This window comes from Streptomyces siamensis (genome assembly GCF_039543605.1).
In the GTDB taxonomy this organism is placed as follows: Bacteria; Actinomycetota; Actinomycetes; order Streptomycetales; family Streptomycetaceae; genus Streptomyces; species Streptomyces siamensis.
Map to the genome: position 1 here is coordinate 21,626 of NZ_BAABKB010000045.1, position 13,228 is coordinate 34,853.

Consider the following 13,228-nt stretch of genomic DNA (forward strand, 5'->3'; position numbering starts at 1 on the left):
AAGGTGGCCCGATGTCCGGCATGTTCGGCAGACTCCGCAAGACCTGGGGCAAGAAGGCGGCCGAGCGGAACGAGGAGCGCAGGCCCGCACCGCCCGCCACCGAGAGGCGCGCGCACAATCTCTTCGAAGCGGCCGCGGCGTACGTGTCGGCGTGCGCGGAGGACGACCAGGACCGGATCGACGAGGCGGCGGGATGGGTGTCTCCGGAGGCGCTGTCGTTCGGGGTGAACGAATTGGCGTGCCGTGCCGTGATCGCCTTGGCTCGGGAGCGCGACGAATCGCCGCGGACGGTCGCCCGTACGCTCCTCGGGCTGCCCGCGGTGTGACCCGCGGTTACCCGGACGGCCGTTTCGCCCCTGTCCAGCCGGAAAACTGCAGCTCCGCGTGTGTCGGGGACCCGTGACAAGCGGGTTCCGGTCGCATTAGGGTGCGCCGACGGACGTAGCGATCGGGAGGCTGGGATGGCCGGGACGGACGACGAAGCCGTCGCCACCGGGGACGACGACGCACTGTATGTGCTGACGGCGGTGTTGCTGACACCGGCGAAGTTCCCCAGCGTGCTGGGCGACGACTACCCGGAGGCCTGCGCCGCGCTCGACCTCGCGCCGCTCGCCGACGGATACGGTCTGGTGCTCGGCCAGGACGGTGAGGGCGCCAGGTGGACGGTCGTCGTCGACGACGTGTCGCTGGTCGCCGTCGCCATCGCCGCCTGGGACTGCGGCATGGAGCAGGAACTCTCCCCCGACGAACGCACGGTCGTCGCCGCCCTGCCGGGCTGGCCGCTCGACGTGGCGGTGGCGGCCCCCGGGGTGCCCGCTCCGCACGATCCGTCGCCCGAGCTCACGGACCTGCCTCCCCTCGCTCCGCCGGACACGGCGACGTGGGGGCCGGCGCAGCGGCGTCTCGGTGCCGACGAGATCGCCCTCCAGTGGGCGACCTGGCGCGAGCAGATCGACGACGGCGACTTCGTGCAGCCGGGAGACGAGGCGTCGAAGAGCGAAGGAGCCCCCTCGGAGGCCTCCGACGCCGAGACGTCGGAAGGCCAGACCTCCGAGGGCGAGACCTCCGAGGGCGCGGCCGGGTCCGCCTCGAAGGAGGACGGCGCCGGTGCCGGAGAGCCGCGCAGCGGAGTCCGGCGGGTCCTCGCCGAGGCCCGCGCCTACGTGGACACACCGCCGCCGCTCGGCCGGGTCCGCTCGTCCTTCGCCACGGGGGACGCCCGCACCCTGCGAGCCGACGGCCCCGGCTGGTCGCTGGTCGCCAGGACCGACGACATCGCGTTCGTCCTCCTCGACGAGGAGCCGGGCGAGGTCCTGCCCGTCGGTCGCGGTCCGGAACTGCCCGGCCTCCTGGAGGCCCTCGACAAGATGGCCGTACGCCCCAGCTGAGCAGCCATGCCCCGGGCGACCCGGCGGAGTCGCAGTACTCCGGGCGACTCGGCGGAGTCGCCCGGCGACGCGGCCGGGTTGCCGCGCGCCTGGCCACCCCGTGACGCGCGGCCTCGCCCGGCGGCGCTGCGCGGCGGCGTCGCTGTCCTCAGCGGTACTCGTCCGGGTCCACGAGGAGGGCACTCACGGCCGTCTCGCGGTCCTCGTGGGCGCGCAGCGCGTCGAGCTCGGCTCGCCAGGGTTCGCTCCAGCGAGATCCCCGGCCTCCCATGCCGACCAGCGCGAGCGCGAGCGGTCCGCACGACGGCGTCCGGCGGGCTCGGACGGTCCGCACCGCCGCGAGCAGCGCGGCGTTCACACGAGGACGGCCGACGTCCATGGACAGGTGCTCCATGGACCGCAGGCGCTCGGGCCGTTCCTCGTACAGCCGCAGCAGGCGTTCCCACCGGTGTTCCTCGTAGTCGCCCTGTTGCAAGCAGGCCATGGCCGCGTGCCAGCTGAGGCGCGCGGCATCCGCGTGGAGCCCCACGGCTTCGAGGATGTCCGCGAGCGTGTCCGCGACGGAGAAGGTCTGCGCCGGGCCGCGACCCGGCTGAAGGACGTCGGAGCACTCGTGCAACCGTCTCAGAGCATCGGCACGGACCCCAGGATCCAGGGACCGGGCGCGCTCCCTCAGGACGTCGAAGGCGTCGCACAGCAGGCCGTCGACCGTCGGCCCCGGGGTGAGCAACGCCAACTGCCGACCGGCTGCTTGCCACACCCTGCGGGGCCTTTCCGGGCCGGTGAAGGCGTTGAGGAGCACTTTCATGGCGTCGCGGGCACCTGGTGGCAGCCACACGGGCAGCGCACGGCACGCGGCGACGACCGTCTCTTCGTCACCCGTCTCGACGAGCTGCGCCAGAAGGGCCGCGTACGCCTCACGGCCGGCGAAGCGCACGACGCCCACGCGCGCGTGCACGACGGCGTCCCGCACGGCAGCCTCTCCCACCGCCTCGACGAGGCGCCGTGCCACATCGGGCCGGTCGACCCTCGTGAGGAGGCCGCGGGCCAGCACGGCGCGGACGTCGGGATGCTGGCCCGGCACGTCCCATGCCGCCACCAGCGCTTCGAAAGCGTCCTCCCCGGGGAGAGTGCCCAGCACCCGGGCGGCCTCCTTGCGGGTCCCTACCGGGGCACCGGTCGCGGCCGCCACCGGTGCGAGCAGGGGCACGGTCTCGCGGTCGGGAAGCCGTCCCAGGAGCCGCCGGAGCGAGGCCATTGCTGCCCGTCCTCGGACACCGCCGGCCGCCGCGTGCCGCAGAAGGACGTCGCGGAGGTCCTCGCTCGACTCGTTGCCGGGTCCCTCGGCCAGCGCCGCGAGGGCGGCGGCCGCCACCGGTTGCGGGGCGCTCTCGGCCAGCGCCATCAGCCGTCCCTGGTCACGGAGCAGGGCTGCCGCGTCGGTCCTGGAGCGCAGCGGCGCGGCCTCGTCCGCGGCCACGCGCGCGTGGTGCTCTTCCCACTGTTCCCGCTGGCGGGGGAGCCACCGGCCGACGACACCGGCGGGCAGACCGGGCGCCCAGGCCGTGGCACGGGGGCGCGCCCGGCCGGAGAACCGTCCGAGAGCGGCCGTGAGGACGGGATCGAGCAGATCGGTGCGGCGTGCCGCGACCGTGCGCAGGACGACCGGAACGGTCGCGAACGTCGCGTCCGCCGCGATCAGTTCGCCGCACCGCTGCTCCCTCGTGCGTGGTGAACGCACCCAGGCGGCAGCGGCGCGGGTCGCGAGTGCCGGATCGTCCGTTTCGAGCGCGGTCCGGTGCACCTGTGCTTCGAGGCCGGGCAGTGCCGCGAGGTGGTGTCCGAGGAGTTCCGCCAGCGTGGTGCTCAGTTCGGCACGGTGCGCAGCGGTCGAAGACATGGCGGACCACAGAGTCCGGGCGACCTTTTCGTCGATGTGGAGGGGCGTCACAGGTCCCGTGTATCGGTCCGCGGAGACGACCTGGCCGAGCAGTTCGACCGCGTAGGCGGCCCGTTCGTGACGGCCGGTGGCGGCGGCGCGCTCGGCGACGCGGCGCGCCAGCCGTGCGGCCGCGGACAGTGAGGCGCTCGTGGAGTCACGGGACTGCACCGTGGTGAGGACGGCGTCGCGCAGGACCTGTTCGGGCAGGGCGGTGAGCAGGTGGGGTGCTGCTCCGGCGAGTTGCTGGAGGGCCGCGCGGCGAACCTCGTCCTGGTCGTGCCAGGCCCGTTCGCAGTCACGCGCGATCCGCGCGAACCGGTCGGCGTCGCCTTCGAGTTCGGCACAGGCCAGCAGGGCCGGCCAGGCCAGGGCACGATGGTGGACCAGGTGGTCGGCGGCGAGCTCGCGCAGCAGCGGTTCGCCCTGCGCGAGGGGCAGGGCGGCGGTCAGGCGAGCTGCCGACCAGTGAGATCTCCGCTGACGCCGCAGCCAGGGGGTGAGCAGGTCCGCGCGGTCGCCGGGGGCGAGGGCCGCCAGCGTCGTGAGCGCCGCCCCGCGCAATCGGCCGCGCGCCACCGTGCGGCTCTCCACGATGCGCAACCGCTCAGCGGGCGGCAGGAGTTGCAGCAGCCCATCGGCCGCCACCTCGCGGCGGCCCGGCGCTCGTTCACGACCGCCGGTGGCCGGAAGGTGTTCGGCGAGCGTGATGAGGTCGTCGACGGCCAGGTCCTTCAGGGCCCTGCGTTGGGACGGCGGCAGCGGCCCGGCGGGAATCGGGTGTTCCCGGGGCTGTCCGTCGGTCCGTGGCCGGGCCGCGCGCAGCACCGCGAGCACGTCGGCGGGGCGGAGGAGGGCCGAGACGACGGCCGGTGGGGTGAGGAGGTCGGGTGCCCGCTCCAGGAGGGTCAGGGCCGCGGACGGGTCTCGTCCGGCGGCGACGGAGGCCACCGCCCGGTGCCGGCGCACCATGGTCGCGGCTTCGTGGGGTGTTCCGTGTTCCCAGCGTCCGGCGAGGTGTTCCGCCACGGCGCCGGGCGCCGTGCGGGCCAGTGAGTTGAGAGCCCCGATCGGTGGGTCGAGCCGGGGCAGCCACGCGAGCACGGTTGCGGGCGGACAGGCGGACAGCAGGAGGGCCGCCTCCGGGTCACCGTGGCGCTCGTGCACCCGGGGCAGCATCCGCGCGGCGAGCGAATGTCGGCGGCTGAGCCTCAGGAGCCGGTAGGTGTCGTGGCGGATCGCCCTGATGTCACTCAGGGCGAGACGTTCCAGGGTGTGTTCGGGAACGGGCAGCCGGAGCGCGGCCGAGCGTGCACGGCGTCCCAGCAGCGGATCCATGAGGGCTTCGCTCACCCGGTCGAGGTCGCGACGTGCGACGGCGAGGAAGAGACCGGTGTGCCGTTCGCCGGGGTCTCCGGCGTCGAGAGCCTGCTGGAGCGATGCGTACGCGTGCGGAGTCAGCGTACGGGCGTAGCGCGCGAGGGCGCTCATACGTGCCGGGAAGGGCAGGGGGTCGAAGTGGGCCCTCAGCCAGGCGGGCGTCAGCGGCACCGGCGGCGTGTGGGGCATGTGGGACGGGGACTGCGGCGTCTGCGACGCCTCGTGTTCGGCCATCAGCGCTCACCGTGGAGCCGCTGGGCCTCCTTTCCATGCTTCATGCCGGTCATCGTCGGGGACGAGTGATCAAGGGCGCAAGGGATTTTCGTGGATCTGCGCCCTGGTCCCGAGGTGATGCGCGTCGCTGACCGCATGGGCCATGCCCGAGCCGCTGTCGGCTCCCGGTCGACAGCGGCGTTTCGGCGCCGGTGTGCCGACGGCCACGCCTACTTGGCGGCGCACCGGCTTCCCGGGGCGCGGCGGTTGCCGGGCTCCGCCCACCCGGTCGGAGCCCGGCTCTGCCCGTCGCACGGATCACTGTCCGTCGCACGGATCACTGTCCGTCAGGGAAGCGGTGTCACGCGGGCGATGCGAAGACCTGCACCGCGTACTTGCCGCTGACGGCGACGCCCGTGTCGACGTAGCTGCAATTGACCATGTTGCCGTGGTGGCCGGGACTCTTGATCCAGCCGTCGACGACGGTCTTGGCGTCGGTGGAGCTGCCCCACGCCATGTTCTCGCCGACACCGATGGACTGGTTCGCGTTGTAGCCCGTGTCCTTGACCCGCTGCGAGGCGCTGGAGCCGTCGGAACCGGTGTGGTTCGTCAGGTTGTTCTTCGCCGCGTCGTCCGCGAAGACCTGGGCGGCCTTGGTGAGGTCGCCGTTCTCCTTGAGGGCGGGGCAGTTGGCCTTCTCGCGCTCGGCGTTGACCAGACTGAGGATCTCGCTGGGCGTGGCCTGGAGGACGTTCGGTGTGGTCGCCGGCACGGTGACCGTGGCGGCACCGGCACCGGCTGCACCGGCGAGCACCAGAAGGGGTGCCGCGCAGGTGGCGGCGCAGAGACGGCGTATTCGTGTGCGCATGGGTATGGCCTTCGGTCGGAAGGGTGATTCCCTCGGGGGCCCGCATGCGGCGCGGGACCGCAGTCCTGCATGCCCACACTCTGCGGCCGGCTGCGTGCGGCGCCGGCCGGTTCGGCCCGGCCGAGGGAGCGCGGGGTGGACGCGAGCACGGCATACGACCGACCGGAGAACCGTGGCCACCGGCGGCCCCACCAGGTGCCCTGCGCCTGCGCTCGTACAACTCCACGTTACGCCCGGTGCAGCCGGGCCACGAATCCAGCCGAAGGGCGGCCCGGACGCGAGGGGGCGTCGACGGCCCTGTCGGAGGAACGCTGTCCGGTGCGGGCACTTCGCCGCTTCACACGCCTCGGCCCACGTGCGGGTACATCCCTCGGCTCGAGCCCACAGGAGCCCTCGCAGCGCCCCTTGGTGACACTTCATCAGCGGCAACAGGTTGCGCGTCCAACGGGTGAATCCGGCCGCTCGGCACGTGGCGCTCCTGTCCCAGCGGGAAGCCCACTCTGCGTATCGGACCGTCGACGGACAGGGAGCGTCCCCATGCCGAAGTTCCTCATTCAGGCCTCCTACACGCCCGAGGGCACGAAGGGACTGCTCGACGAAGGCGCGAGTGGCCGCCGCGCCGCCGTGGACCAGGTGGTGACCGGTCTCGGCGGGACGGTCGAGGCCATGTACTTCGCCTTCGGGCAGGACGACATCGTGATCATCGTCGACTTGCCCGACCCGGTCTCCATGGCCGCCGCGAGCCTCGCCGTCAAGGCCAGCGGCGCCCTCCACACCCGGGCCACTCCCCTCCTCACGCTGGACGAGATCGACGAGGCCGCCCGCCGGCAGGTGCCCTTCCGCGCTCCCGGCCGGTAGCCCAACGGGCTTTCGCACCGGCCTGTTTCTCCATATGCGGCGTCAGTTCCATGTGGTCCGACCCCATGGTCGAGCCGGGGACTGTTCCACACCATGAGGCAGCGCTTCGCTCCCCTTCAGCTCTCGCGCCCTGTCTCGGAGGCCGGTCATGCGTGTGTCTCGTGGTGTCCCCCTGTTCGCCGCAGCTCTGATGGTGTTGAGCGTGCCGGGTCCCGCCTCGGCCGACGGCCACGCGGGGCACTGTGCGCGGCAGGAGAGGGCCACGGTGCCCGGTGCGGCCCATCAGCAGAGTGTGTGCCTGGCCGACCTGACCACCTCGGGGCTCGCCGGGACCCCGTACACGGACATGGCCGATCAGGCGGGACTGACGGCCAAGGGCACGCGCAATCCGTCCGGGGTGCCCGGCGTGCAGATCGACGGGTACTTCCCCGACGGTTCACACTTCAACTCCACGCACGGCTGGCAGCACGACGCGCAGTTCGTGATCCGGCTGCCCGACCGATGGAACGGCGGTCTGGTGGTCACCGGCGCACCCGGCACACGCAAGCAGTACGCGACCGACACGGCCATATCCGACCAGGTGCTCGCCCAGGGATACGCGTACGCCGCCACCGACAAGGGCAACAACGGAGCCGACTTCTACCGCGACGGGAAGCGCCCCGGTGACGCCGTCGCCGAATGGAACGCGCGGACGACACAGCTCACCCGCGCCGCCCAAAAGGTCGTCGCCAAGCGCTACGGCCACGCACCCCGACGCACGTACATGACGGGCATCTCCAACGGCGGCTACCTCACCCGGTGGCAGCTCGAGAACCACCCGGAGCTGTACGACGGCGGGGTCGACTGGGAGGGCGCGCTGTGGACCGCGCACGGGCCGAACCTGCTCACCTCGCTGCCGACCGCCGTGGCGCGGACGCTCGGCTCGGCGGGCGACGAGGCCCTGTACGACGCGGGATTCGCCCACGGCTCCGAGTTCCTGTGGCCGTACCACGAGAAGGCCTACTGGGGGGTGACACAGAAGATCTACCGGGCCGAGTTCGACCCTTCGTACGACGTCGAATGCCCGGGCGTCTCGGCCGGGTCCTCCGCCGAACAGATCCTGGCGCCGTGCGCCTCCGACGCCGCGTACGACTACGCCGCACGGCCGGCGTCCGTCCACCACGCCGTGGCCCGGGTCGCCCTGTCCGGACGGATCGGCAAGCCCATGATCACGCTGCACGGCGACCTGGACGCGCTGCTGCCCGAGGCGGCCGACTCCGACGTGTACGCGCGGATGATCGACGAACAGGGCCGGGGAAGGCTGCACCGCTACTACGTGATCGAGGGCGGCACGCATGTCGACGGGTTGTACGACACCTATCCGGACCGGCTGCGGCCGATCCTGCCCTGCTACCGGTCCGCGTTCGACGCACTGACCGTCTGGGTGGAGCGGGGCGTCCGGCCGCCCGCGGACCGTACCGTCGGCAGGCCCGCGGGCGGGGACGTGGTCGGCTCCTGCGCGCTGGAGGGCGACGCACGGCGTCGGTGACGCCTCAGCGGCCGAGCTCCTTGCGCGTGACGCGGCGCAGCCTGCGCCGCTGCGAGGGGTCCAGCGCAAGGTACGCGGCGGCGGGGACGCCCAGCACGATCAGGAAGGCGACCCACCAGGGCACCCAGATCAGCAGGATCAGGCCGACCGCCACGCCTCCTGCGGCGATCTTCGCGTTCTTCGACATGTGTGTCGCCTCCTCCGCGGCTGCTGCCGCTCTCTGTTCTGAGAACGGGTCCCCGTGTCCGACGGTTCCGGACCGCGACCCTGATCCGTCCCTGAGGTGTGCCCCTTACTCGACCCTGAGGGGCTCACCCACCTCGTGCATGTGACGCAGGGCCTGCCGGTAGGAGTCGACCAGCCCGGTCTCCGCGTAGGGGATACCCAACTCCCCGCAGTGCGCGCGCACCAGGGGCTGGACGAGTCGGAGATGGGGGCGCGGCATGCTGGGGAACAGGTGGTGCTCGATCTGGTAGTTCAGGCCGCCGAGGAACCAGTCCGTCAGGGCGCCGCCCCGGACATTGCGCGAGGTCAGTACCTGGCGACGCAGATGCCCCCAGCGTTCACCGTCGGGGTCGGGCATCTCCATGCCCTTGTGGTTGGGCGCGAAGGACATGCCCAGGTGGAGGCCGAACAGTGCCTGGTGGACGGCGGCGAAGGCGAGAGCTTTGCCCGGGGACATGGAGGTCAGCAGCAAGGTGGCATAGGCGACGACGTGGGCGGCAAGAAGCAGGGCCTCCACGGCCCGCTCGCCCGGCGGCTGGCGACGCAGGTCCCGGAACCCGTGCACCTTCAGGGCGACGCCTTCGAGAAGGGTGAGCGGGAAGAAGAGCCAGGCCTGGTTGCGGGTGAGCCAGCGCCTGAACCCGGCCCGGCCCTTCGCCTGACCGCTTGTGAAGACCAGCACGTCGGCGGCGACGTCCGGGTCCTTGTCGATGTGGTTGGGGTTGGCATGGTGGCGGTTGTGCTTGTGGCAACACCTTGATGAATGTAACCTTTGGTCCCCAATTCTCGGGGTGCGCGCGGTACGGGTAGGGCTGGAAGGGCACCCTCGAACGGAACGACGTCGAGGTGTGCCGCTGGACCCCGTGCTTCGACTGCGACGTCCGTCCGCAGATGGACACGGCGATACAAATCGGCCCGACCGGCAAGAAGCTCCTGCCCCCGACGGTCAAGAACGCCGGCCCGACGCCCGCTTCGGGTAGTCGCACGTGCTGAGCTGAGCGAGGCACTCGATCGGGTGCCGGAGGCTTTGGCCGGGCGAGCGAGGACGAGGTGGCTTCCGCGTCGGCTTCGGTCAGCACATCGCGCCCGGCCAACTCACCGAAGCGGAGCGCGGCGAACGCGGCCAGGAGCACCAGGCCCGGCAGTGCGGCGGAACCGCGTCGGCGAGGCCCGAGGAGGTCAGCGAGCGCATGGCCGAAGTCTTCGCGAGCCGGCTCCTCGATGCCCTGGATGGCAACGGCCCTCACGTGCAGCTCCCGCCCAAAGCCCTTCCTCCGACCTCTGTTTAAATGCGTCAGATGGCATTAAAGACGAGGCGTATCACTATTGCGATCCAGAAGTGGCGCAAAATTACATCACCCGAATGGGTTTACATGTCATCCGCTGCTCGCGCCCTGACCTCCGACCGACCAACCTTCCTCTGTGATTACTTCTGCTAAATCCTGGGAACGCGGTCACGGTGGATGCGAGTGGCGCATCACCAGTTCAGACGAAGAAGACGGCCTGCCAGAGATTCAGGCAGGCCGTCACAGAATTGCGTCTAGTTTAAATAGACTAGACAGCTCAGGTGTAGCATTCTCTCAATGATCCAGAGAGATAGGTGAGATTTCCTGAGTACACCCAGCCCTTATCTTCGGTGCCGTCCTCGCGCCCGAAGTACCAGGCGTTTCCATGCGAGTTTTCGATAAAGCACCAGATGTAGAACTTATTCCCCTTGAGTCCGAACTTGCCGTCATCGCATTCCGAGTAGGGCCCATTCTTGAAGGCAAGGGTTTTCTCAAGACGCATGACCCCGCTGGAATTATTGTTGGCGGGGACGTAGCAATGCCATGGCTGAGCGCTGGCGCTAGTTGCACTAACGCTCACTAGGCACATCCCTAGGAGCGCGCCAGCTGATAGCAGTGATGCAGCGCGCATCTTGAACGTCACGTTTCCCCCAAGCAGTGAATGACCTGTACATGACCGATGTAGCGTACTTTACGTCATCGCGCTGCGTGTGCACTCGATCGAGTGTTTTCGGACCGAGACCCTCCCGTCGCGAGCCGCGAACCCCCAGGTCAGGTCTTGGGCCATACGGGTTTCCGTCGCGGGCAGGCTGTCAGGCAAGATGGCGCATTTTCACCACGCAAGCGCAACTGGCGCAGAAGACGTGCCACAGTCATGCCACATCGTGCGGTCAGCCACGGTCAACGAGGGCTCGCCGCAGTCGAGATGCGCCAATGAGCTGGGCTGGCGTCACAGTGGTATTGACCTGTGTGTCCACCCTCCCGATTACGTCCGCCCTTACAAGGCAGCGGTTGTGGGTCTCCCGTACGAGGTTCAGCGAAGTTGGGTTTTGAGGCGTTGGGGATCAGCGGCTGCCGATCAGGATGCCTCCATTGCGACACGCGCTGATTCGAAAAACCGCGCCTGGCGTTGCAGATATGGATCTCGCACCTCGTCGAAGCGAGTACGCTCAGCGGCGTCCCCGCGGGTGATGCGCCACAGGCAACGGGCGGATGTCCACCCCACTCACAGGTTCCATACCCGCTGGAACTTTTCGGCCGAAGTGGCCTCCAACGGGTCCTCTTCAGGGGCGCTCGCCCAGTCTGCCAGGCCGCCGTGCTCGTCCTCCAGGTGCTGCCAGCCGTCCCTGTGGAGTTGGCCGGCCGAAGTCAGCTCGACCTTGCCTCGACGTGCTGCCAGAGAGTGAGCAGTTCCTCGTAGAACCTGCCGAACTCCCTCTCCCAGTGACTGAGGTGGATCTCAAGGATCCAGTGGCAACACCTTGATGAATGTAGCCCCCAGTCCCCAGTTCTCGGAGGTGCGGGCGGTGCGGGTAAGGCTGGAAGGTCACCCACGACGAGACCGAGGTCGGCGACTGCCGCTGGACCTCGTGCATTGACTGCAGCGTCTGCCCGAAAATAGACACGGCCCTACAGATCGGCCCGGGAAGAATCGGCTGCCTCTGGCGGTCAAGAACGCTGCGCCGGCGCCGAGCGGTCACAGTCACTGACGCGGAACCGAGACCATTTGAGCCCTGTTTCTGACCAGGAGGGGGGTGTTGGCATTTCCTGAAGGCGCGTCGGGCAGTCTCTTGACCTGCCCGGTAATGCGCGAAGTGGGGGCCGTGGCCCCTTGCGCCGAAGCAGCTCCCCTGCAGTGACTCGGACCTGGGACAGAGCGCCGGTGGCCCCGTCGTTCCCCGTGGTGCCCCGCTGCGTTTCCTCGGGGCGGAGCACGCAGCGGGCACGATGATCGAGCTAAGAGAGCGCACGGCGGACCGCAATCGCCGTCACCGCAGACGGTGGAACCATCTACCCTCATAGTCACGGTCGACGGTCTCCTGTGACTCGATCGTGAACCCGTGATAGAGCTCAGTCATTCTGTACTCGGCGGCGACCCTGCGAACTCGGCCGTCAATGGTTACGTCTTGCCGGCAAGCGTCGCGCTCTTGATCTGTTGAGACGCCGAGCCACACCCAGTAGTAGAAGGGCTCGCTGAACGCGGCGACGAACGCGCCTACCTGGCGCCCCCGGCGATCGGCTCGTCCGCTCCGCGCCCAGTACTGTTGCAGGGCAGGCTCGGGTCGACGGTCGCAACTGCGGATCTGCTGCCCCACACGGTTGGTGTAGCGGCTTTGGGCGGACCAAGGGCCGCACACTCTGCTTGAAGCAGGCGTTTCCTCGATTCGATACTACTGATTACCATTCTTACCCGCTCCAGCATTGGAGTTATCCGACTCCGACCAGTTGAGGGTACTAAAAAAGGCGGTTATTTCGGCCTCGCCGAGCGACCGCGCGGAAACATAAGTAAGGCGAGTCGCCTTTTCCGCCTCGATCTCAGCTTCAGGACTGGGAACTCCACTAACAATCACGTCCAGCATTCTCAACTCCCACTCCGCGATAAGTAGGGTCAAGGAGTAGTCCGTGGTGCGATATATTCGCCACCTCTGCTCCCAGTTATAAAACCTGCCGAGTCCCGTAAGCGTAGCTAAGAGAAGGCTGGCTACCGCAAGAAGGGTAGAGCTACCTTCAAATTCACTGGCACTCAAGAACGGGAGGGTAACCCCTAGGCAGATAGACAAGATACCTGAATACCGATAGAGAATCCTATTAACATTGGCGAGGGCGCGACATTCATCGCGATACTGACAAAGATACCTGCGAACGATTGCCGCCTGTCTGGGAAAATTTTCATCTATAGAATCATCCCAATTACCGCTCGCAACCGAGTGACCAGCCGACCACGGTAACCACTTTTTCACGCCGCCTCCACGCCAACACGTGCCCCGAAATCCCGCGACACCTCGAGGATCGTCTGAGATTACCGCTGGCGTGTGCCACCGCACAGGGCTTTGCCGAATCGCCAGGGCTGCGATGCCAACACCATCATGAACGTAGCCCTCAGTCCCCAGTTCTCCCGGAGGTGCGCGGGCCTCAACCGTCAAGTCGGCTTTGCTCCAGTCCGCAGCTATGCAACAGGTGGTCAGCGAGGCGCTCACGTGCGCGGCACCGCGGAGACACTCGCCACGGTGGCCACCGCGCACCGTGCCGGCTACACCGTCGTGATGTCCCACAGTTCCGGCGAGACCGAGGACACCACCATCGCCGACCTCGCCGTCGCCACCGGCTGCGGCCAGATCAAGACCGGCTCCCTCCCCAGGACCGACCGCACCGCCAAGTACAACCAACTCCTCCGCATCGAGGAGGAATTGGACGCTCAGGCACGCTACGGGGGCCGGGAGTCGCTGGGCTTGCGCCGCTGACACCCGACCGTCCATCGGGGCCCGAGAAATCCGGCTTTGATCAGTACCTGCTCGCCCTCGGGAGACGGCACGAGTGGTGCCG

Annotated in this window: 8 protein-coding genes and 2 pseudogenes; 5 read left to right on the forward strand and 5 right to left on the reverse strand. The window is 69.0% G+C overall.

The genetic code is table 11. From position 1 onward, the window contains the following. Positions 1-20: 20 nt before the first annotated feature. Both ABEB03_RS40235 and ABEB03_RS40240 read left to right on the forward strand, forming a co-directional pair. The gene (locus ABEB03_RS40235) at positions 21-326 is read left to right on the forward strand and encodes a hypothetical protein (RefSeq protein ID WP_425589373.1); all 306 of its coding nucleotides are present in this window, start codon (positions 21-23) and stop codon (positions 324-326) included. 135 nt (positions 327-461) lie between these two features. Beyond that, entirely contained in the window at positions 462-1,388 is a 927-nt protein-coding gene (locus tag ABEB03_RS40240) for a hypothetical protein (RefSeq protein WP_345657970.1), read from the forward strand. A gap of 148 nt (positions 1,389-1,536) precedes the next feature. Here ABEB03_RS40240 and ABEB03_RS40245 read toward each other — a convergent pair whose 3' ends face one another. Both ABEB03_RS40245 and ABEB03_RS40250 read right to left on the reverse strand, forming a co-directional pair. Next, positions 1,537-4,941 carry a hypothetical protein gene (locus ABEB03_RS40245; protein ID WP_345657971.1) on the reverse strand — a complete coding sequence of 1,135 codons (3,405 nt, stop codon included), beginning with the start codon at positions 4,939-4,941 and terminating at the stop codon, positions 1,537-1,539. Between the two features lie 340 nt (positions 4,942-5,281). Continuing rightward, positions 5,282-5,788 (reverse strand): CAP domain-containing protein, encoded by a 507-nt coding sequence (locus ABEB03_RS40250; protein WP_345657972.1) that lies wholly within the window; start codon positions 5,786-5,788, stop codon positions 5,282-5,284. A 537-nt stretch (positions 5,789-6,325) separates the two neighbouring features. On the opposite strand from ABEB03_RS40250, the gene ABEB03_RS40255 reads away from it, so the two are divergent. Both ABEB03_RS40255 and ABEB03_RS40260 read left to right on the forward strand, forming a co-directional pair. After that, a complete protein-coding gene (locus ABEB03_RS40255) occupies positions 6,326-6,646 on the forward strand; it encodes a GYD domain-containing protein (RefSeq protein WP_345657974.1) in 321 nt (106 codons plus the stop codon). 148 nt (positions 6,647-6,794) lie between these two features. Further along, positions 6,795-8,174: a tannase/feruloyl esterase family alpha/beta hydrolase gene (locus tag ABEB03_RS40260; protein WP_345657976.1), complete on the forward strand. Its 1,380-nt coding sequence runs from the start codon at positions 6,795-6,797 to the stop codon at positions 8,172-8,174. 4 nt (positions 8,175-8,178) lie between these two features. Here ABEB03_RS40260 and ABEB03_RS40265 read toward each other — a convergent pair whose 3' ends face one another. The 3 genes and pseudogenes from ABEB03_RS40265 to ABEB03_RS40280 all read right to left on the reverse strand — a co-directional run bounded on the left by ABEB03_RS40265 (position 8,179) and on the right by ABEB03_RS40280 (position 12,957). After that, positions 8,179-8,361: a hypothetical protein gene (locus ABEB03_RS40265; RefSeq protein ID WP_028800308.1), complete on the reverse strand. Its 183-nt coding sequence runs from the start codon at positions 8,359-8,361 to the stop codon at positions 8,179-8,181. Between the two features lie 105 nt (positions 8,362-8,466). After that, positions 8,467-9,144, reverse strand: a pseudogene (locus ABEB03_RS40270) (fatty acid desaturase family protein); the annotation flags it as partial. Between the two features lie 2,931 nt (positions 9,145-12,075). Then, complete coding sequence (locus tag ABEB03_RS40280; protein ID WP_345657977.1) at positions 12,076-12,957, reverse strand: DUF4231 domain-containing protein; 882 nt, start codon at positions 12,955-12,957, stop codon at positions 12,076-12,078. Between ABEB03_RS40280 and eno the strand changes: the two are divergent. After that, positions 12,898-13,146 (forward strand): annotated as a pseudogene (eno, locus tag ABEB03_RS40285) (phosphopyruvate hydratase); the annotation flags it as partial. The gene ABEB03_RS40280 and the pseudogene eno overlap by 60 nt on opposite strands. Positions 13,147-13,228: the final 82 nt, after the last annotated feature.